The sequence below is a fragment of the Variovorax sp. HW608 genome (genome assembly GCF_900090195.1).
Taxonomy (GTDB): domain Bacteria; phylum Pseudomonadota; class Gammaproteobacteria; order Burkholderiales; family Burkholderiaceae_C; genus Variovorax.
In genome coordinates this window covers 117,258-137,500 of the sequence record NZ_LT607803.1, presented here as the reverse complement: position 1 = coordinate 137,500, position 20,243 = coordinate 117,258, and the positions used below count along the sequence as shown (strand labels likewise).

Genomic DNA, 20,243 nt, shown 5'->3' with positions numbered 1-20,243 from the left:
ATCGACATCGCCGCGTCATCCGTGCAGAGAGAGAGACCATGAACAAGAAGCCGATCATCCTCGGGGCCATCGTTCTCGTGGCAGCAGCCGCGCTCGCGGCATGGTTCTTCAACCGCCAGCCCGCCAACCCGCACGAGCTGGTGCTCTACGGCAATGTCGATCTGCGCCAGGTGTCGCTCGCCTTCAACGGCGCGGAGCGCATCGGCAGGCTCAACGTGCAGGAAGGCGATCGCGTCAGCGCCGGCCAGGTGCTCGGCGAGCTCGACACGCGCACGCTGGAACTGCAGATCGCCCAGTCCGAGGCGCAGATCGCGGTGCAGGAGCAGGTGCTGCAGAAGCTCAAGACCGGCAGCCGCCCAGAAGAGATCGCGCAGTCGCGTGCGCAGGTTGCGGCGGCGCAGGCCGATGCCGAGCTCGCACGGCAGCAGCTCGAGCGGCTTCAATCGATCCGCCAGACCACCGCCGGGCGCGCGGTGAGCCAGCAGGACCTCGATGCCGCGCAGGCGCGCCACAAGATGGCGCTGGCGCAACTGGAGAACGCGCGCAAGGCGCAGCAGCTCGTCGTCACCGGCCCGCGCAAGGAAGACATCGCGCAGGCCCAGGCGCAGCTCGACGTGGCGGTCGCATCGCTCGCGGTTCTCAAGCACCAGTTGGACCAGGCGCAGCTGCGGGCGCCGATCAACGCGGTGGTGCGCGCACGGCTGATGGAGCCCGGCGACATGGCCTCGCCGCAGCGGCCGGTGTTCACGCTCGCGATCACCGATCCCAAATGGGTGCGCGCCTACGTGACCGAAGCGGACCTCGGGCGCGTGAGGCCCGGCATGGCGGCCACGCTGCACACCGACAGCCATCCGAGCCAGCCGCTCACCGGCCGGGTCGGCTACATCTCGTCGGTCGCGGAATTCACCCCCAAGACCGTGCAGACCGAGGAATTGCGCAGCAGCCTGGTCTACGAGATCCGCGTGCTCGCCGACGACCCCGAGGACCGGCTGCGGCTCGGCATGCCGGTGACGGTGCGCATCGCGCTCGATGGCAACGCCGCAGGCGCCGCCAGCAACACCCCCAACGCGGCGATCGCCGGGAGCAAGCCCTGATGTCCGCCGCCGCGCCGGCGCTCGCGGGCCGCGGCCTGCACAAGCGCTTCCAGATCAAGGGCGTCGCCGAGCCGACCCGCGCGCTCGACGACGTGACGCTCGAAGTGCCGGCCGGCAGGCTCACCGCGCTGGTCGGGCCCGACGGCGCGGGCAAGACCACGCTGCTGCGCCTCACCGCCGGCTTGATGAGCGCGGACGAAGGCTCGCTCAGCGTGCTCGGCATCGATGTCGCGAAAGACCCGCAATCGGTGCAGGACCGCATCAGCTACATGCCGCAGCGCTTCGGTCTCTACGAAGACCTGAGCGTGCAGGAAAACCTCGACCTCTATGCCGACCTGCACGGCGTGGGCAAGTCGGCGCGCCGCGATCGCTACGCGCGGCTGATGGAGATGACCGACCTCGGGCGCTTCACCGACCGCCCCGCGGGCAAGCTCTCCGGCGGCATGAAGCAGAAGCTCGGCCTCGCCTGCACGCTGGTGCGCTCGCCGGCGTTGCTGCTGCTCGACGAGCCCACGGTCGGCGTCGATCCGCTCTCGCGGCGCGAGCTGTGGGAGATCGTGCAGCAGCTCGTCGATGAGGAACATCTCTCGGTGATCGTGAGCACCGCCTACCTCGACGAGGCCGAGCGCTGCGCGCAGGTGTTCGTGCTGCAGGGCGGCAAGCTCATCGCACAGGGTGCGCCGGCCGAGATCCGCGACAACGCGAGGGACCTCTGCTTCATCGCCACGCCGCCGAAGGGCACGGCCCCGCGCACCTTGCAGGCGAAGCTGCTCGATGCGCCGGCTTCGATCATCGATGCGGTGCCGCAGGGCGGCGAGGTGCGCTTCGTCCGCCGGCCCGATGCGAATGCGGATGCGGTCGATGCCTTGCTCGAAGGCGCGCCGGTCGAATCCGTTCCGGCGCGCCTCGAGGACGGTTTCATGGTGCTGCTGCGCGCGCAGCGGGCCAAGGCAAAGGCCGCGGCGCCGCAAGCTGCGGCCACGACACCCGGCACGCCCAACGGCGACGCGAAGCACGACGTCGTCATCGAGGTCAAGGACCTGGTGCGCAAGTTCGGCGACTTCACCGCCGTCGCGAGCACCAGCTTCGATGTGCGGCGCGGCGAGATCTTCGGCCTGCTCGGGCCCAACGGTGCGGGCAAGACGACCACCTTCCGCATGCTCTGCGGACTGCTGCCCGCGAGCAGCGGCTTCCTGCAGGTGGCCGGCGTGAACCTGCGCACCGCGCGCGCCCACGCGCGCAGCAAGATCGGCTACGTCTCGCAGAAGTTCGCGCTGTACGGCAACCTCACCGTCGCGGAGAACCTGAACTTCTTCGGCGGCGCCTACGGCCTGCGCGGCGACCGGCTGCACGAGCGCATGCAAACGGTGCTGCATCAGTTCGACCTCGTCGGCCAGGAACACGCCACCAGCGGCCAGCTCCCCGGCGGCTTCAAGCAGCGTCTCGCGATGGCGACCGGCCTGCTGCACGAGCCGGAGATCCTGTTCCTCGACGAGCCCACCAGCGGCACCGATCCGCTCGCGCGGCGCGAGTTCTGGCGGCGCATCACCGCGCTCGCCGAAGCGGGCGTGACCGTCATCATCACCACGCACTTCATGGAAGAGGCCGAGTACTGCGACCGCATCGTGATCCAGGACGCAGGCAAGCTCCTCGCCATCGGCACGCCGCACCAGGTGCGCGTGCAGGCCGGCAGCGCAGCGGACAGCCGGCTCAGCATGGAACAGGCCTTCATCGACATCGTGATGCAGGCGCGCGAAGCCAATCACGCGCCGGCGCCGGGAGCGACCGCATGACCGATCCCGTGCCGCAAGGGCAAGCCGCCAGGTACCGCCGCTTCTGGCAACGGCTGGTCGCGCTCACGCGCAAGGAAACGCGCCAGCTCGTCCGCGACCCGAGCAGCATCGCGATCGGCATCCTGCTGCCGATCATCCTGATCCTGATCTTCGGCTACGGCCTTTCGCTCGACGTGAAGAACGCGCCGATGGCGGTGGTGCTCGAGGACACCTCGCCCACCGCGGTGCAGGCCGTCTCGGGCCTGCAGCTCACGCCGTACATCTCGCCGGTGATGCTGGCTTCGATGCGCGACGCCGAAGCGCTGATGCACCAGCGCAAGGTGGACGGCATCGTGCGCGTGCCGGGCGATTTCTCGCGCCGGCTCGCGGCGGGCGACGCGAGCATCCAGGTGATCGTGCACGGCGCGGATGCGAACAAGGCCAACATCGTGCTGCGCTACGCGACCGGCGCGCTCGCGCAGAACGCGCAGCGCATCGTCGACCGCGCGGGCGGTGCGCCGCAGGGCACCGGCATCGGCGCGATCACCATCGAGCAGCGGCTGTGGTTCAACAGCGCCAACACCAGCACCTGGTACCTGGTGCCGGGACTGATCGTGCTCATCATGACCTTGGTCGGCGCCTTCCTCACCGCGCTGGTGATGGCGCGCGAATGGGAGCGCGGCACGCTCGAATCGCTGTTCGTGACGCCGGTGCGGCCGGTGGAGATCCTGCTTGCCAAGGTCATCCCCTACTTCGGCATCGGCATGATCGGGCTGCTGTTGTGCCTGCTGGCCGCGCGCTTCCTCTTCGAAGTGCCGATGTACGGATCGCTCGCCGTCATGGTGGTGGCCGCCATGCTCTACCTGCTGGTCGCGGTGGGCGTCGGCCTGCTCATCTCCTCCGCGACACGCAACCAGTTCCTCGCGAGCCAGGTCGCGCTGATATCGAGCTTCCTGCCCTCGCTGATGCTGTCGGGCTTTCTCTTCGACCTGCGCAACGTGCCGACGGTCGTGCGCATCGTCGGGCATGCGCTGCCCGCGACCTACTTCATGGAACTCATCCGCACGCTGTTCCTCGCGGGCAATGTGTGGTCGCTGATCGTGCGCAACTGCCTCATCCTGCTCGTGTACGCGGTGGTGCTCCTCGGCATCGCGCGCTTCGTCACGCGCAAGAAGCTGGACTGAAGGAAAGCCATGAACGGTTCATTCATCGACTTCCTGCGGCGCGTCGCCCACCTGTGCCGCAAGGAGCTGCTCGCGATCCTCAAGGACCCGTCGAGCCGCGTGATCCTCCTCGTGCCGGCGCTGATGCAGAGCCTGCTCTTCGGCTACGCCGCCACCTACGACCTGACGCATGTCGACTACGCGCTGCTCGACCAGAGCCGCAGCGGCGCATCCAGCGCGCTCATCGCCAGGCTCGACGGCACCGGCGTCTTCAAGCGCCACGCCACGCTCAGCTCGCCCGAGCAGATCGGGCCGCTGGTCAGCCGGCAGGACGCGCTCGTGGTCATCCAGATCGGGCCCGAGTTCGAACGCCAGCTCAACGCGGGCGAGGACGCGCCCATCCAGGTCGTGATCGACGCGCGCAACTCCAACACCGCGGGCTCGGCTTCAGGCTTCGTCGCCTCGGTGGTCAACACGTTCAACGACGAATGGCGGCGGCAGCACGGCGGCCTGCAGGCGCCGGTGCGCATCGAGTCGCGCGCCTGGTTCAACCCCAACCTGGAGACGCGCTGGAACTTCATGCCCGGCATGATCGCCGCGCTCAGCATGATCCAGACGCTGCTGCTCACCGCGCTCTCGGTGGCGCGCGAGCGCGAGCAAGGCACCTTCGACCAGTTGCTGGTCACGCCGCTCTCGCCCACCGAGATCATGATCGGCAAGGCGCTGCCGCCGGTCTTCATCGGGCTGGTGCAGTCCACCATCGTGCTGCTCATCACGCTGCTGTGGTTCAGGGTGCCGATGGCCGGCTCGCTCGTCACGCTCTACGTCGGGCTCTCGGCCTTCACCATCGCGAGCGTGGGCATCGGCCTGTCGATCTCGGCGGTGTCGGCCAACATGCAGCAGGCGATGCTCTACACCTTCGTTATCATCATGCCGATGATGCTGCTGTCGGGCCTCACCACGCCGGTGAGCAACATGCCCGAAGTGCTGCAGATCGCCACGCTCGCGAACCCGCTGCGCTTTGCGATCGACCTCGTGCAGCGCGTGTACCTCGAAGGCGTCGGGCTGCTGACCGTCTGGCACAACCTCATTCCGCTTTTCATCATCGCGGCCATCACGCTGCCGCTGGCCGCCTGGCTGTTCCGCCATCGGCTGGTCTGAACCCGCACATCGAAGGGCACGACATGAAGACCTCCGCACGCTTGCACACCACCGCCATCGCCGCTGTTGCCGCGCTCATCGCGGCCGCGATGCTCACCGGCTGCGCGGTCGGCCCCCATTTCAAGCCGCAGACCAGCGAAGCCCCGGCCGACTTCGCGGCATGGCACGGCGGATCGCCCGAACTCGCCGACGCCGAGCGCACCGCACCTGCCGCGAGCGCCGCGCCGCAGGACTGGAGCATGTTCAACGACCCGGTGCTCGATGCGCTGCAAGCCCGTGCGCTGGAGGCCAACCACGACCTGCGGACCGCCGCGCTGCACTTCGCGCAAAGCCGCGCGCAACGCGGCATCGTCGAATCGCAGAAGGGCATCCAGGTCAACGCCAGCGCGGGCGTCTCGCGGCTGCGGCTGAGCGAGAGTGGCGAGACCTCGCGCCTGATCGGCGCCATCAATCCGGCCAACAGCGCCCAGCTGCTCCAGATCCTGAGCGAGCCGCACAACTTCTACCAGGCCGGTTTCGACGCCTCGTGGGAGCTCGACCTGTGGGGCCGCGTGAGCCGTTCCATCGAATCCGCCGACGCCGGCATGGCCGCATCGCAAGCCATGCTCGCGCAGGTGCAGCTCAGCGTGCAGGCCGAGGTTGCGCGCCACTACTTCGAGCTGCGCTCGGTGCAACGCCAGATCAGGCTCGCGCGCGAGGACATCGCGGCGGCCGAGGAAACGCTGGGCCTCGTCAAGGCCCGCGCCGATGGCGGACTCACCACCGACCTCGACGTCGAGCGCCAGAACGCGCAAGCTGCCGACCTGCGCGCGCGCCTGCCGCAACTGCTCGCGCAGGAAGCGCAGGCCTCCAACCAGATCACCCTGCTGCTCGGCGAACGGCCCGGCGCACTGCAATCGCAACTCGCGCCGCTGCAAGGCAACGCGGCGGCAGTGGCGACGCTGCCCGACCTCTCGCTCGGCGTGCCGTCGGACATGGCGCTGCGCCGGCCCGACATCCAGATGGCGCAAGCCCAGCTGCATGCCGCCACCGCCAACGTCGGCGTCGCCGTGGCCGACCTCTACCCGCGCGTCACCATCGGCGCGAAGTTCGGCCTCGAAGCCGTCAACGGCGACAGCTTCAGCGACTGGGGCAGCCGCACCTGGTCGATCGGGCCGAGCCTGCAACTGCCCATCTTCGACAACGGCCGCCGGCGCGCCACCGTGGAACTGCGCGAACTGCAGCAGCAGGAAGCTGCCGTGGCCTACCAGCAGACCGTGCTGAAGGCATGGCACGAGATCGACGATGCGCTGAGCGCCTACACCGCCGAGCGCCGCCGCAATGCGCAACTGGCCGTGAGGGAACGCAGCAGCCGCGACGCGCTGCAACTCGCGCGCGTGCGCTACGAGCATGGGTTGACGGACTTTCTGGTGCAGCTCGACGCGGAGCGCACGTGGCTGCAGGCGCAGAGGGATTACACGGAGAGTTCGAGTCGCCTGGCGTTGGGGTTGGTGGCGGTTTCGAAGGCCTTGGGCGGGGCGAGGGATGTGGGCGGCTGAGACCGGATCGCATCTCTATCGCTTCTCTTTCACTTCTGGATATCGCCCAGGCAAAGGTATTTGATCTCCACGTAGTCGTCCATGCCGTAGTGCGAGCCCTCGCGCCCCAGGCCCGACTGCTTCACGCCGCCGAAAGGCACATGCTCGGTGGCGATCACGCCGGCGTTGATGCCGACCATGCCGTATTCCAGCGCCTCGGCAACGCGGAAGACACGGCCCATGTCGCGGGTGTAGAAGTAGCTCGCCAGGCCGAACTCCGTGTTGTTCGCTGCGTCGATGGCCTCCTGCTCGGTCTTGAAGCGAAAGACCGGTGCGAACGGCCCGAAGGTTTCCTCCCGCGCGCACAGCATGTCGGGCGTGGCCTCGGCGATCACCGTGGGCTCGAAGAACTGGCGCTCGATCCTGCGGCCGCCGGCCAGCACCTTGCCGCCCTTGGCAACGGCATCGTCGACGTGGCGCTGCACCTTGTCGATCGCCGCATCCTCGATCAGCGGGCCCTGCACCACGCCGTCCTCGAAGCCGTTGCCGACCTTGAGCGCGCTGACCTTCGCCGCGAACTTGCGGACAAAGCTGTCGTAGATGCCGTCCTGCACATAGAGCCGGTTCGCGCACACGCAGGTCTGGCCGGCGTTGCGGTACTTGCTGGCCATGGCGCCTTCGACGGCCGAATCCACATCCGCATCGTCGAACACCAGGAAAGGCGCGTTGCCGCCGAGCTCGAGCGACAGCTTCTTGACCGTCGGCGCGCACTGGCTCATCAGGATGCGGCCGACCTCGGTGGAACCGGTGAAGCTCAGGTGGCGCACGACGTCGCTCTCGCACAGTTCCTTGCCGATCGCGATGCTGTTCCGGCTGTCGGCCGTGACGACGTTGAGCACACCCGCCGGAATGCCCGCGCGGACTGCAAGCTCGGCCGCGGCCAGCGCGGTCAGCGGCGTGAGTTCGGCCGGCTTGATGACCACCGTGCAGCCGGCGGCGAGTGCCGGCGCCACCTTGCGCGTGATCATGGCCAACGGAAAGTTCCACGGCGTGATCGCCGCGCACACGCCGATGGCCTGCTTCATCACCAGCAGGCGGCGGTTGTTGTCGAACTGGGGCAGCACCTCGCCGTTGACGCGCTTGGCTTCTTCCGCGAACCACTCGATGAAGCTCGCGCCATAGGCGACCTCGCCCTTGGCCTCGGCGAAGGGCTTGCCCTGCTCGGCGGTCATCAGGCGGCCCAGGTCCTCGGTGTTGGCGATCAGCAGGTCGAACCACTTGCGCAGCACGATGCTGCGCTCCTTGCCGGTCTTGCCGCGCCAGGCAGCGAGCGCCCTGTCGGCGGCGGCAATGGCGGCAGCGGCGTCCGCGCGCGTGAGGTTGGCCACGTCGGCCAGCTTCCGGCCGGTGGCCGGGTCGTTCACATCGAAGCGACTGCTGCCGCCAACCCATTCGCCATCGATGAGGGCATCGGTCCTGAAAAGGGCGGGATCGTTGAGAAGCGCGAGGGGAGATGTCTTCGTGTCCATGTGTTTGTTTTCCTTGTCTTGAAGCCGCGGCCGGGTCGTCAATCGCGCCGCGGCACGCCGGGCATCACGCACAGCAGCTCGAAGGCGAGGTTGGCCGCAAGCAGCGCGGTGGTGCCACAGGGGTCGTAGGGCGGAGAGACCTCCACCACGTCGGCCCCCACGAGGTCCAGGCCCCAGGCGCCGCGAATCAGCTCCAGCGTCTGCGGCACGGTCAGGCCGGCGATCTCCGGGGTCCCGGTCCCGGGCGCGAACGCCGGGTCGATGCCGTCGATGTCGAGCGTGAAATAGACCGGACCACCGCCGACGCGTTCGCGCAGCTCCGCCGCCAGCGGCGCGAGCGAGCGGCCCCAGCATTCCTCGACCTGCACGACGCGAAAGCCCTGATCGCGACACCAGTCGAAATCCTCGGCCGTGTAGCCGGTGCCGCGCAGGCCGATCTGCGCCACGCGCAGAGGATCGATCAGGCCCTCCTCGAGCGCGCGGCGAAATGTCGTGCCATGCGCGATCTTCTCGCCGAACATCGTGTCGTTGACGTCGGCATGCGCGTCGATGTGAATCAGGCCGATCCGGCCATGCCGCCTGTGCAGCGCACGCAGGATCGGCAGCGTGATCGTGTGATCGCCGCCGAGCGTGATCGGCTTGCATTGCGCAGCCACGATCGCATCGAAGGCGCTTTCGATCCGAAGGACGGAATCGGCAAGGTTGTAGGGATTGATGGCCACGTCGCCGAGATCGGCCACTCGCAGCGCGTCGAAGGGGGCCGCCCGCGTCGCCATGTTGTAGGGCCGCAGCAGCACCGATTCGCAGCGGATCTGGCGCGGGCCGAAGCGGGTTCCGGAGCGATTCGAGGTGCCCTGGTCGAGCGGCACGCCCACGAAGCCCACGTCCAGCGAGGCTGGATCGGCCACCGTCGGCAGCCGCATCATCGTCGCGATGCCGCCGAAGCGGGGCATTTCGTTGCCGCCCAGGGGCTGATGGGTGTTACTGGTCATGGCCGGGTGCCTGTCTGCAGCTCAGCGCCGCCTGCCGCGCAGCCATTCGAGCGCAAGCAGCAGGCTGGTGGTGAAGATGATCAGAAGCGTCGCGACGGCCGCGATGGTGGGCGAGATGTTCTCGCGGATGCCGGTGAACATCTGGCGCGGCAGCGTGACCTGGCCCGGTCCGGCGAGGAACAGCGTGACCACCACCTCGTCGAACGAGGTGGCGAACGCGAACAGCGCACCCGAGATGACGCCCGGCGCAATCACCGGCAGCGTGACGCGCATGAAGGTCCGAAACGGTGTCTCGCCCAGGCTCAGCGATGCGCGCACCAGGTTGTGATTGAAGCCGGCCAGGGTAGCGAGCACGGTCGTCAGCACGAAGGGTGCCCCCAGTGCGGCATGCACCACGATCAGCCCGATGTAGGTGTCGGCCAGCCCGATGGGCGCGAAGTAGAGATAGGTGGCCACGCCCACCACCACGATCGGCACCACCATCGGCGAGATCAGCACGCTCATGAGCAGGCCCTTGAAGGCGAAGCTCGTGCGCGACAGGCCCACCGCCGCCAGCGTGCCGAGGACGGTGGCGATGACCGTGGCGGCAGGCGCCACGATGAAGCTGTTGCGCGCCGCGCGCCCCCATTCCGGCGATTCGACGAGGTTGCGATACCAGCGCAGCGACCAGCCCGGGATCGGGTAGGTCAGAAAGGAGCTGTCGGAGAAGGACAGCGGAATCACCACCAGGATCGGCGCCAGCAGGAAGGCCAGCACCGCGACGCAGCCTGCGCGCACCAGCCACCAGCCGAGCTTGTCGGCAAAAGTGGCGTAGGCCGGAAATTGGGGGAGCTTCAACATGCAGGTCTTTCGTGCTTTCAGCCAAGGCTCAGTTCGGCCTTGCCGATGCGGCGGTACACGGCATAGAGCAGCAGCGTGGCGGTCAGCAGCACGGCACCGAGCGCGCAGGCCATGCCCCAGTTGATCTCCACGTTGGTGTAGCGCGCGATGTAGTAGCTCAGCATCTGGTCGTCGGCGCCGCCGAGCAGCGCCGGCGTCACGTAGTAGCCGATCGCCAGGATGAAGACCAGCAGCGCGCCGGCGCCGATGCCCGGATAGGTCTGCGGCACGTAGACGCGGAAGAAGGCCGCCAGCGGCGGGCTGCCCAGCGAGACGGCCGCGCGCAGATAGGTGGGCGGCACGCTCTTCATGACGCTGTAGAGCGGCAGGATCATGAAGGGCAGCAGGATGTGCACCATCGCGATGATCACGCCGGTGCGGTTGAACAGCAGTGCCAGCGGCTGGTCGATCAGGCCGATGCCCATGAGCCCGCGGTTGACCAGGCCCTCGGACTGCAGCAGCACGATCCACGCCGCCACGCGCACCAGGATGGAAGTCCAGAAAGGCACCAGCACCAGGATCATCAGCACGTTGGCCTTGCGCGCCGGCAAGGTCGACAGCCACCAGGCCAGCGGATAGGCCAGCAACAGGCAGAAGACGGTGACCACGGCACTGATTTCGAAGGTGCGCAGCAGGATGCCGGCGAAGGCGCGCTGATCGGCGGGCATGCGCTCCACCTCGCCCGCGACGTCGCGCCGCAGGTCGACCGAGGCGAGCAGGTAGTCGGGTGTCCAGCGCGAGCCGTTCTTGGCGATCGCCTGCCAGTACGGCGCCTCGCCCCAGCGCGGGTCGATCTCCAGCATGCGCGCCTTGATTTCTTCCGGCGTGCCCGCGACCGGCAGCGCGCGGAACGTGCCCATCACGAGCGAGCGGGCGCCCGCGATCTCGGTATTGAGGCGGCGCGCCAGGGCGCCGGCGTCGGAACTATCGGGCAACTGGCCGAGGTCGGCCACGAAGGCTGCATAGGCTGCCGGCGCGGGCGCCTCCTTGCGGCTCCATCCGTCGAGCGCGCGCACGGTGCGCGGCAGCGCGTTGGCCACCTCCGGGTTCTCGACCGCGCGCTGCAGCAGCGCCACGATCGGCACCAGCAGCGTCAAGAGCAGGAATACCAGAAGCGGCACCGTGAGCGCGAAGGCTCGCCACTTGCGGCGCGCCTCGGCCCGCGCAAGCGCGCGTCGCAGCGCGCCGGGGGAAGGCTGCGCCGGCACTTGGGGATCGAGCGTTGCCGCGTGCATGGCCTCTGGTCCGCTTACTGGGTGGCCCAGGCGGCGAAGCGCTTTTCGAGCGCCTCACCCTGGTCGGCCCAGAAGGCAACACTGAATTGCAGCGCCTCCTTGGCATTGCCCGCCGAGGTCGGCAGGTCGGCCAGCACCTTGCTGTCGAGCGACTCCAGCGCCTTGGTGTTGGTGGGACCGTAGGCGATGCTCTGGGCATAGACCGCCTGGTTCGCCGGCTGCATCGCGAACTGGATGAACTTCAGCGAGGCCTCCTTGTTCGGCGCGCCCTTCGGGATCACCCAGTAGTCGAGGTCGTAGATGCCGCCGGGCCAGAAGATCTTGAGGTTGCGGCCTTCGCGGTTGGCCGCGTCGATGCGGCCGTTGTACACGGTGCTCAGCACCACGTCGCCGGCCACCAGGAACTGCGGCGGCTGCGCGCCGGCCTCCCACCACTGGATGTTGGGCTTGAGTTCGGTCAGCTTCTTGAAGGCGCGGTCGGCACCTTCCTTGGTGGCCAGCACCTTGTAGACATCGGCCGGCTTCACGCCGTCGGCCATGAGCGCGAACTCGAGGTTGTAGCGCGCGCCCTTGCGCATGCCGCGCTTGCCCGGGATCTTCTTGACGTCCCAGAAATCGGCCCAGCTGGCGGGCGCGGTCTTGAGCTTGTCGCCGTTGTAGGCCATCACGGTCGACCACACGAACAGGCCGATGCCGCAATCGGTCACCGCAGCCGGCAGGAAGTCGGCCTTGTTGCCGATCTTCGAGTAGTCGAGCTTCTCGAACAGGCCCTCGTCGCAGCCGCGCACCGCGTCGGGCGATTCGACCTCGACCACGTCCCAGGTGACCTTCTTGGTTTCGACCATGGCCTTGATCTTGGCCTGCTCGCCGTTGTATTCGACCGGGATGATCTTGGTGCCGGTCTTCTCGTACGGGTCGTAGTAGGCCTTCTTTTGCGCATTGGCGTTGGCGCCACCGAAGTTGACCACGGTGAGCTGCTGCTGGGCGAATGCCGGCAGCGCGAGGCTGGCGGCGACGGTGCAGGCGAGGAGTGTCTTTTTCATGGCAGTTGCAGTCCTGGTTGGTGAACGGGAGCGGGGAAACGTGTCGGCTTCAGAGCGCATAGATGCGCGCATGCGCCGTTGGAAATTCGAGCAGCACTGCTTCGCCGGCCTGCGGCGTCGGGCTGCCGTCGAGGCTGGCCAGCGGCAGCTTCACGGTCGCCTCGGCCTGGCCGCCGCCGAGACCGCAGAGCAGCCGCATGTGGTCGCCGAAATAGATCACGCGCGCCACCTCGGCGGCCAGCATGTTGGGCCCCGGCGCACCGGACCGGCGATGCAGCACCACGCGCTCGGGGCGGATGCAGGCCTCGACGGCCGCGCCCGCGGAAGCACCGTTGACGTTGAGCCCGGCCAGCACGCGGCCGTCGGGCAGCGCCATCTCGGCCTGCTCGCCGCCGCGGCTCAGCTGGCCCTTGAGCACGGTGTTGTCGCCGACGAAGCCGGCCACGAAACGGTTGGCGGGCGCTTCGTACAGGCGCTCCACCTCATCGAGTTGCTGGATGAAGCCTTCGTTGAATACCGCCACGCGGTCGCTCATGGTCAGGGCCTCGCCCTGGTCGTGCGTGACGTAGACGAAGGTCACGCCGAGCTGGCGGTGCAGGTCCTTGAGCTCGATCTGCATGTGCTCGCGCAGCTGCTTGTCGAGCGCGCCGAGCGGCTCGTCCATCAGCACCAGCTGGGGCTCGAACACCAGCGCGCGTGCCAATGCCACGCGCTGCTGCTGGCCGCCCGAGAGCTGGCCGGGCAGCCGGTCGGTCATGCCGCGCAGCTGCACCATGTCGAGCGCGCGCTGCACGCGGCGCTGCTGCTCGTCCTTCGACACCTTGCGCACGGTGAGCGGATAGGCGACGTTCTGGCCCACGCTCATGTGCGGGAACAGCGCGTAGTTCTGGAACACCATGCCGAAATGCCGCTTGTGCGGCGGCGTGCCGTTGATCTGCCTGCCGTCGAGCAGGATCTCGCCGGAGGTCGGCGACTCGAAGCCGGCCAGCATCATGAGCGTGGTGGTCTTGCCCGAGCCCGAAGGCCCGAGCAGGCTCAGGAACTCGCCTCGATGAATGTCGAGGTCGAGCTGGCGCACCACCAGGTGCTCGCCGTCGTAGGTTTTCTGGACGCGCCGGAAGCGCACCAGCGGTTCTGCTGTCATAGGGGCGTTCAAGAAAGGGCCATTCAGCTGAGCGCGGCGAAGCTTTCCGCGAGAAGTGCCAGGCCTTCGTCGACAAGCAAATCGGATGCCGTCAATGGCACCAGCACGCGAATTACATTGCCATAGGTGCCGCATGACAGCAGGATTAACCCGCGTCGCGCCGCCTCCGCGACCACCTGGCGGGTCAGCGCGGCATCGGGCCGGGCCGTGTCGCCCTCTTCGAACAGTTCGATCGCCATCATGGCGCCGAGGCCCCGCACATCGCCGATGGCGGGCACATCGGCCGCGATGCGGGCCAGGCCTGCGGTGAGCCGCTCGCCCAGCGCCCGGCTGCGCGCCAGCAGCTGCTGGTCGTCGAACACCTTCAACACCGCGAGTGCCGCGGCGCAGCCGATGGGACTGCCGGCATAGGTGCCGCCCAGGCCGCCGGGCGCGGGCGCGTCCATCACCTCGGCGCGGCCCACCACGCCGGAGATCGGGAAGCCGCCCGCCATCGACTTGGCGGTGGTGATCAGGTCGGGCGCCACGGGCCATTGCTCGCTCGCGAACCAGGTGCCGGTGCGGCCGGCGCCGGTCTGCACCTCGTCGGCAATGATCAGGATGCCGTGGCGGTCCGCGATCGCGCGCAGGCCTTCGATGAAATCATTCGGCGCTACATAGAAACCACCCTCGCCCTGCACCGGCTCCAGGATGAAGGCTGCCACGCGCTCGGCCTCGATATCGTTCTTCAACAGCAGCTCGACCGAGTGCAAGGCATCGTCCACGCTCACGCCGTGCAGCGCATTCGGGTACAGCGCATGGAACACCTCGCCGGGGAACGGGCCGAAGCCGAGCTTGTACGGGGCGACCTTGCCGGTCAGGCCCAGCGTCATCACCGTGCGTCCGTGGTAGCCGCCGTTGAAGGCAATGATGCCCGGGCGCCGGGTGTAGGCGCGGGCGATCTTGACGGCGTTCTCGACCGCCTCGGCGCCGGTGCTGAGGAAGATCGACTTCTTCGCGAAGCGGCCCGGCGCCAGCGCGTTGAGGCGCTCGGCCAGTTCCACATAGGGCTCGTAGGCCAGCACCTGGAAGCAGGTGTGCGAGTAGAGGTCGACCTGCGCCTTGACGGCCGCGCTGATCTCCGGCTGGCAATGGCCGGTGTTGAGCACCGCGATGCCGCCTGCGAAGTCGATGTAGCGGCGCCCTTCGACGTCCCAGAGCTCGGCGTTCGCGGCGCGGCTGACGAAGATTTCATGGGCCTGACCGACGCCGCGGGCGACCGCTGCATTGCGGCGGGCCATGAGGACGGCATTGCTGGTTTGGGATTCGCGCTGCATGGGGACAACCTGTGCCTGGAAGTAGGAGTGGCGGCACTTTAGGTCTCGCCGATCGCGGCGGCCATGTACACCGGAAGCGGTGGCCCGGCGGACTGTACTGGTCTTGTATCCTGTACATACTTTCCTCCATATGGTGCAGAACGGTCTGCCGAGGCCCCATCGATGCTCATCCTTCGCCCCGAACTGCCGACCCCCCTGGTAAGCCAGATCGTGGAAGGACTGCGTGGCCTGATCAGCACCCAGAAGCTCAAGGCCGACACCAAGCTCCCGTCGATCCGCGCCTTCGCGGCGGCCCATGGCGTCAGCGTCTTCACCGTGGTCGAGGCCTACGACCGGCTGGTGGCCCAGGGCCTGCTGGTCTCGCGCGCCAATGCGGGCTTCTTCGTCAAGCGGCGCAGCGAAGAAGGCGCGGCCGGTGCGGCCGGTGCGGCCAGTGCGCCGCGCGCGGACCCCCGCTTCGACGCCCGCTGGTACCTGCAGCAGATCTTCGAGAACCGGAACCTGCCGCTCAAGGCCGGCTGCGGCTGGCTGCCGCACGACTGGCTGTTCGAAGACGGCATGCGCCGCAGCCTGCGGCACCTGGCCTCCGAAGGCGCCGACATCGGCGGCTACGGCCTGCCGTTCGGCCACCTGGCGCTGCGCATGGCGACGGCCGAAGCGCTTTCGGAGCAGCAGATCGTGGTCGATGCCACCCAGGTCCTGCTGACCCAGGGCTCCAGCCAGGCGCTGGACCTCATCGCGCGCCGCCTGCTCAAGCCGGGCGACTCGGTGCTGGTGGACGACCCCGGCTATCCGAACCTGATGTTCATGCTGCGCTTCCTGGGTGTGAACCTGATCGGCGTGCCGCGCATCCCGTCGGGCTACGACATGCCCGCGCTGGAGGCGCTGCTCGCGCTGCATCGCCCCAAGGCCTTCTTCACGCAGCCCCGGCTGCAGAGCCCCACCTGCTCCACCGCCACGCTGCCGCAGCTGGTGCAGCTGCTCCAGCTGGCCCAGGCGCACGACTTCACGCTGGTGGAGAACGACATCTACGCCGAGCTGGACGCTTCGATGCGTCCTTCGCTCGCAAGCCTCGCGCAGTTGCGCCAGGTCGTCTACGTGAGCAGCTTCTCGAAAACCATCTCGCCGAACCTGCGCGTCGGCTACGTGGTGGCGCAGCCGGAACTGCTCGAAGAACTCGCGCAGCTCAAGATGATCTCGGGCCTGACCTCGTCCGACATCACCGAGCGGCTGGTTTTCGGCACCGTGACCGACGGCCGCTGGCGAAAGCACCTCAAGGCGCTTCGCGAGCGACTGGCACACGCGCATGGCAGCGTGGCACGACGGCTGAGCGCGCTGGGCTTCGAGCTGTTCCACGAAGCCGCGGCCGGCATGTACCTGTGGGCTCGTCACCCGGACATTGCCGACAGCGCCGAGCTGTCCCGGCGCGCGGCCCTGGAGGGCATCATGCTCGGCCCGGGGCAGCTGTTCCTGGTCAACCCCCATCCCACCGGCTGGCTTCGCTTCAACGTCTCCTTCAGCGACGACGAGCGGCTGTGGCGCTTCCTGGAGCGCAGCATCGCTCATCAAGGCGGTGAATGACGTCGGCAGCAGCCGATCGGCACCGAGCCGCCACCGCCGGGTGTCACACCCGTGAGCCGGGCGCCGACCGGCTCGCCGACTGCCAATCAGGCTTTCCCCAAGACCTCCTGCGCGCGCAAGGCGCAGAGTGCCTCCCGGCACATCCCGTGCCGGAGTCCGCCGCTCCCTTCGGCGGAAGGAGATACCAGATGATTGCCTTCTTCCGCACCGCCGGCATCGCGCCCGGCAAGAACGCGAGCATGCTCGCCTTCTCGAAAGAAATCTGTGCCCACATCAAGGACACCTACGGGTTCGATGTCGAGGTGCTGCTGCCGGTGGGCGGCAATCCCCAGCGCATCGGCTGGACTTCGCGGCACAAGGACCTCGCGACCTATGACGAGCTCAGCCAGCGCCTCTTCGCCGACCAGAAGTTCTGGGAGATCGCCAACAAGTACACCGACTGCTTCGTGCCCGGGTCGGTCCGCGACGAGATCTGGCGCACGCTCTGACCTCCGTCGTACAGCCGTGGGGCGGAGTGACAGCCGCCCATCCCCGCATGAGAATCCTTCGTCGCCCATCGGCATCGAGGAAGGGTCCCTCATGGCTGACGAAGAGAAGTCCAAGTCCTGGTGGCAGACCTTGCCGGGGCTCATCGCCAGCCTGACGGCGGCCACCACGGCTTTCGCGGGACTGCTGGTGGCGCTCAAGCAGGTGGGCTGGATCGGGTCGCCGCAGCCGCCTGCGGCGCCGGCGCCTCAACAGCAGCAGTCATCGTCGACGCCCTCGCCGGCTCCGGCCGCGCCGGTGGCGGCGGCTGCGCCGGCGAGCCATCCGGTGACCTTGCCCGAATTGCGCGAGTACAAGCTCGACACGGCGACGTTCACGCTGCTGTCGGCCACGCTGTCGCCGCAGACGGCAGAGAAGGATGCGCTGCGGATCCAGATCCGGATGATGAACAACAACAGCTACGACGCGAATTTCTGGGATCGCTCGTTCCGCCTGATGCTGGATGGCGTGCCGGTCGCGCCAGAGAGCGATCTCAACGAGCTGGTGCCGGCCCGTTCGGCCAAGGAGGGCGCGGTGCTGTTCGCGCTTCCGCGCGCCACGGCGAACGTGAAACTGGAAATCAGCTACGGCAACGAGCAGACGCTGATTCCGCTGGCGCTCGGTGCGCCGCGATAGTTCGCCAGAGGGCTACAGGCGGCGCCATTCGTCGAGGCAGTGCGCGGCCAGCGCCGTGACCCAGAACGGCTCGGTCGGGTCGAAGGCGATGCCGAACCGGGGCGAGACGAGGAAGCCGGCTCTTTCGAAGCAGCTCTCGTCCTCGGCACGGATGAAGAACGAGAGCGCATCGAAGCCGATCGACCGGCGGCCGATGATGACGACGGCCGCCTGCAGGGTGACCTCTTCGAGCCGGCCGCAGTCCTGGAAGCGGTAGATGACCGATCCGTAGTCGAGCTCGTTCAGGCCGACGCTGTTGCGGCCGGTCTTGAGGGGCGTGCCGTGCAGGCGCTGCACGTCCTCTTTCGAGGCGGTGAACGGCAGGTCGTTGACGCGGGTGAAGGGGTCGAGGTGCATGGCGCAGCAGCGTGTCCGGGCATTCTCGGACAGGCATCGCGAGTCCGCGGCACTGCAGGTTTCTGCGGACGACTCAGCCGTGGGTTTGCTTCCAGAATGGCGGCCGAAGCGAACGGAGACCCCCATGAACGAATCTCCCGTCGGTGCGGCCCCTCTGCCGCAGAACGAGCGTCGCGAATTGCTGCAGCGCATTTGCGCGCTGGTCGCGGCCGGCATGGCATCCGGCGGTGCCACGATCGCGGGCTGCGGCGGAGGGAGCAGCAGCGGCGGGGTTGCGTTCGTCGCCTCCTCGGGGGGGCCCGTGCCTTCGCCAGCGCCCTCTCCGCCTTCATCCGGTTCCCCACCGCCGCCTCCTCCGCCAACGTCGCCCGGTTTGGCGGCGCCGGCACTCGGCGCGCATGGGCTCGGCTTCAACCGCCTGAACACGTCGGCCGCGGCGCTGTCGGTTTCGGGCCTCGCCACGGGCGCGAGCGGAAGCAGCCTGCTGGTCTGCATCGGACGTGGCAATCAGGCGGCTGCAGCGACGCCGACGGACAACGCGGGCAATGTCTTCGTCCAGCTCGATTCGACGCACACCTACACGCTCTATCCCAGCTCGGGGACGGCGCTGTTCGCCTGCGAGAAGGCGCGCGGGCTGGCCAGTCACACGGTCGCGGCGGCAAAGCCGGATCCGCTCGACGAGGTGACGCTGACGGTGGTCGAGGTCACCGGCGGCGGGCGGGTGCGCGACCTGAAGTGGCGCGAGGTGCTGTCCGGGCAGCCGCTGACGAGCGCCAGCGTGACCACCACGGGCGCCGCGCTGCTGGTGGCGTGGTGGTGGGGCGATGCAGGCGTCGATGGGGACAAGACGGCGCTGCCCGACAGCGGGTTCACGGTGATCGATTCGGTGCTGGCGGCCGGTGCGCTGGTGCAATGCGCGGTGGCGGTGAAGCAGGTCGCGGCGGCCGGCACCTACAACCTGACGTGGACCTCGACGCCGCAGCAGGGAGCGCAGCTCTGGCTCGCCGCGGTGCAGGCGGGGTGAGCCGGCAGCCGCTCCGGCTCGACTCCGACTTGCGCTAGCTTCGCCGCATGACCCTGAACTATCTCGACTTCGATTACAGCGAGGACACCGAAGGCATCGGCGTGTTCGATGCCATGGCGACCGTCCGCCCGGAGCGGCTCGCCGCGGTGCATGCGGAAGTGGCGCAGGTGCTCGACTGGGCACATGCGGCCTTCGCCGGCCGGCGCGGCGCGGTGGAGGAAGGCGGCGAGTGGGACTACGACCTGCAGGACGTGCAGGACCTTGAGGAGGCGAATGCGCAGCGGCGCACGGTGACGCTGTCGATCAGCGGCTCGCCGGCGTTCTGCGCGGCCTTCCGCGAAGCCTTCGATCTGCCGGCCTGAGCCGGCTTCACGCCCAGAGGCGTGGCGAGAGCGCATGGCACCGTAGCGGGAAGGTCCGCGCGGCGCGCTCGGGCGCCGAAGTAGCCGCGCACACAGGCGGGAAAACACCGCTCTGTTCGACCGATCGAAACGGGCGCCCCCACCGGAGAATGGACCCTCATGGCAACCATAACCATCAGGCCGCGGTGACGATGGACTTCAACGCGTTGCGCTGCTCGGGGCGGGACGGCACGCCGTGCGCGCCGGGAGAGCCGATCTGCGTCCATTTCGGCGAGCTCCATGCGGCCACGGTGGACCCGGTACCGCTCGGCCTCGGCGGCACGCGCATCCACCTGGAGCACTACACGCCCTCGGCGGACGAGGCATCGCGCCGGCTGCACAAGCTGAACTTCGGCCGCGTATCGCTGCTCGGGGTCTCGGTGCACATCGCGGAGCACTACGCGGACGTGACCACGATCAGCTTCGTGCTGAACCGCGACATCGAGGGCTGCGGCGGCCGCATGCGGCTGGCGGGCTCGCGCACGGCGCTGTTGCAGAGCATCGGCGCGGAGAACATCGTGATCACGCCACGGCCCGAACCCGAGCATGCGGGCCAGTTCGTGGTGGCGGCGACGTGGCAGTACAACCAGGAGAACCTGGCCGCGCTCAATGCCGCGCTGGTGGCGGAATGGGAGATCTTCAGCAGCCGCATGGCGCATGCCGACGCCAGCGCCGGCCGCACGCCGCGCGCCAACGCGTGGCTGCGGCGCTTCCTGCCGCGGCGCGGACGACCGGGCGGCGGGCGCAAGACAGAATGAGCGGGCGGCTCATTGGACTACCCTCGCGCAGCGGCGCTTCGGGATTCGCCTACGGGCGGCCGGGCGGCTCACTGGAC

Annotated in this window: 19 protein-coding genes; 11 read left to right on the top strand and 8 right to left on the bottom strand. The window is 68.4% G+C overall.

Features of this window, described 5'->3' with window-relative positions; translation table 11 throughout:
• The first annotated feature begins 38 nt into the window (after nt 1-38).
• From VAR608DRAFT_RS00650 to VAR608DRAFT_RS00630, 5 genes are read left to right on the top strand one after another with little or no spacing between them, the layout of a single operon-like run.
• A complete protein-coding gene (locus VAR608DRAFT_RS00650; protein ID WP_088952308.1) occupies nt 39-1,094 on the top strand; it encodes an HlyD family efflux transporter periplasmic adaptor subunit in 1,056 nt (351 codons plus the stop codon).
• On the top strand, nt 1,094-2,887 hold the full coding sequence (locus VAR608DRAFT_RS00645; protein ID WP_088952307.1) for an ATP-binding cassette domain-containing protein: 1,794 nt from the start codon (nt 1,094-1,096) through the stop codon (nt 2,885-2,887). Before VAR608DRAFT_RS00650 ends, VAR608DRAFT_RS00645 begins: the two co-directional genes overlap by 1 nt.
• Nucleotides 2,884-4,050 (top strand): ABC transporter permease, encoded by a 1,167-nt coding sequence (locus tag VAR608DRAFT_RS00640; protein WP_088952306.1) that lies wholly within the window; start codon nt 2,884-2,886, stop codon nt 4,048-4,050. Before VAR608DRAFT_RS00645 ends, VAR608DRAFT_RS00640 begins: the two co-directional genes overlap by 4 nt.
• A gap of 9 nt (nt 4,051-4,059) precedes the next feature.
• On the top strand, nt 4,060-5,190 hold the full coding sequence (locus VAR608DRAFT_RS00635; RefSeq protein WP_088952305.1) for an ABC transporter permease: 1,131 nt from the start codon (nt 4,060-4,062) through the stop codon (nt 5,188-5,190).
• Between the two features lie 23 nt (nt 5,191-5,213).
• Entirely contained in the window at nt 5,214-6,728 is a 1,515-nt protein-coding gene (locus tag VAR608DRAFT_RS00630) for an efflux transporter outer membrane subunit (protein ID WP_088952304.1), read from the top strand.
• Nucleotides 6,729-6,757: 29 nt separating this feature from the next.
• On the opposite strand, the gene VAR608DRAFT_RS00625 is transcribed toward VAR608DRAFT_RS00630, so the two are convergent.
• Genes VAR608DRAFT_RS00625 through gabT form a run of 7 tightly spaced genes read right to left on the bottom strand, consistent with a single transcriptional unit; the run spans nt 6,758 to nt 14,845 of the window.
• Complete coding sequence (locus VAR608DRAFT_RS00625; protein ID WP_088952303.1) at nt 6,758-8,236, bottom strand: NAD-dependent succinate-semialdehyde dehydrogenase; 1,479 nt, start codon at nt 8,234-8,236, stop codon at nt 6,758-6,760.
• A 38-nt stretch (nt 8,237-8,274) separates the two neighbouring features.
• Nucleotides 8,275-9,228, bottom strand: coding sequence for an agmatinase (gene speB, locus VAR608DRAFT_RS00620; RefSeq protein WP_088952302.1), 954 nt, complete (start codon nt 9,226-9,228; stop codon nt 8,275-8,277).
• A gap of 21 nt (nt 9,229-9,249) precedes the next feature.
• Nucleotides 9,250-10,068: an ABC transporter permease gene (locus VAR608DRAFT_RS00615; RefSeq protein ID WP_088952301.1), complete on the bottom strand. Its 819-nt coding sequence runs from the start codon at nt 10,066-10,068 to the stop codon at nt 9,250-9,252.
• A 17-nt stretch (nt 10,069-10,085) separates the two neighbouring features.
• On the bottom strand, nt 10,086-11,342 hold the full coding sequence (locus VAR608DRAFT_RS00610) for an ABC transporter permease (protein ID WP_088952300.1): 1,257 nt from the start codon (nt 11,340-11,342) through the stop codon (nt 10,086-10,088).
• Between the two features lie 14 nt (nt 11,343-11,356).
• A complete protein-coding gene (locus VAR608DRAFT_RS00605) occupies nt 11,357-12,385 on the bottom strand; it encodes a polyamine ABC transporter substrate-binding protein (RefSeq protein WP_088952299.1) in 1,029 nt (342 codons plus the stop codon).
• A gap of 49 nt (nt 12,386-12,434) precedes the next feature.
• Nucleotides 12,435-13,529 carry an ABC transporter ATP-binding protein gene (locus tag VAR608DRAFT_RS00600; RefSeq protein ID WP_088952298.1) on the bottom strand — a complete coding sequence of 365 codons (1,095 nt, stop codon included), beginning with the start codon at nt 13,527-13,529 and terminating at the stop codon, nt 12,435-12,437.
• A gap of 23 nt (nt 13,530-13,552) precedes the next feature.
• Nucleotides 13,553-14,845: a 4-aminobutyrate--2-oxoglutarate transaminase gene (gene gabT / locus VAR608DRAFT_RS00595; RefSeq protein ID WP_088952297.1), complete on the bottom strand. Its 1,293-nt coding sequence runs from the start codon at nt 14,843-14,845 to the stop codon at nt 13,553-13,555.
• Between the two features lie 162 nt (nt 14,846-15,007).
• On the opposite strand from gabT, the gene VAR608DRAFT_RS00590 reads away from it, so the two are divergent.
• From VAR608DRAFT_RS00590 to VAR608DRAFT_RS00580, 3 genes are all read left to right on the top strand, one after another.
• Complete coding sequence (locus tag VAR608DRAFT_RS00590; RefSeq protein WP_088952296.1) at nt 15,008-16,426, top strand: aminotransferase-like domain-containing protein; 1,419 nt, start codon at nt 15,008-15,010, stop codon at nt 16,424-16,426.
• 188 nt (nt 16,427-16,614) lie between these two features.
• A complete protein-coding gene (locus VAR608DRAFT_RS00585; protein WP_088952295.1) occupies nt 16,615-16,914 on the top strand; it encodes a hypothetical protein in 300 nt (99 codons plus the stop codon).
• A gap of 91 nt (nt 16,915-17,005) precedes the next feature.
• Nucleotides 17,006-17,587: a hypothetical protein gene (locus VAR608DRAFT_RS00580; RefSeq protein WP_088952294.1), complete on the top strand. Its 582-nt coding sequence runs from the start codon at nt 17,006-17,008 to the stop codon at nt 17,585-17,587.
• Between the two features lie 12 nt (nt 17,588-17,599).
• Here VAR608DRAFT_RS00580 and VAR608DRAFT_RS00575 read toward each other — a convergent pair whose 3' ends face one another.
• Nucleotides 17,600-17,983: a hypothetical protein gene (locus VAR608DRAFT_RS00575; protein WP_088952293.1), complete on the bottom strand. Its 384-nt coding sequence runs from the start codon at nt 17,981-17,983 to the stop codon at nt 17,600-17,602.
• A gap of 124 nt (nt 17,984-18,107) precedes the next feature.
• On the opposite strand from VAR608DRAFT_RS00575, the gene VAR608DRAFT_RS00570 reads away from it, so the two are divergent.
• The 3 genes from VAR608DRAFT_RS00570 to VAR608DRAFT_RS00560 all read left to right on the top strand — a co-directional run bounded on the left by VAR608DRAFT_RS00570 (nt 18,108) and on the right by VAR608DRAFT_RS00560 (nt 20,166).
• Nucleotides 18,108-19,007: a hypothetical protein gene (locus VAR608DRAFT_RS00570; RefSeq protein ID WP_157730533.1), complete on the top strand. Its 900-nt coding sequence runs from the start codon at nt 18,108-18,110 to the stop codon at nt 19,005-19,007.
• Nucleotides 19,008-19,054: 47 nt separating this feature from the next.
• A complete protein-coding gene (locus VAR608DRAFT_RS00565) occupies nt 19,055-19,369 on the top strand; it encodes a hypothetical protein (protein ID WP_088952291.1) in 315 nt (104 codons plus the stop codon).
• Nucleotides 19,370-19,560: 191 nt separating this feature from the next.
• Nucleotides 19,561-20,166, top strand: a complete 606-nt coding sequence (locus VAR608DRAFT_RS00560) for a hypothetical protein (protein WP_157730532.1) — start codon at nt 19,561-19,563, stop codon at nt 20,164-20,166.
• Nucleotides 20,167-20,243: the final 77 nt, after the last annotated feature.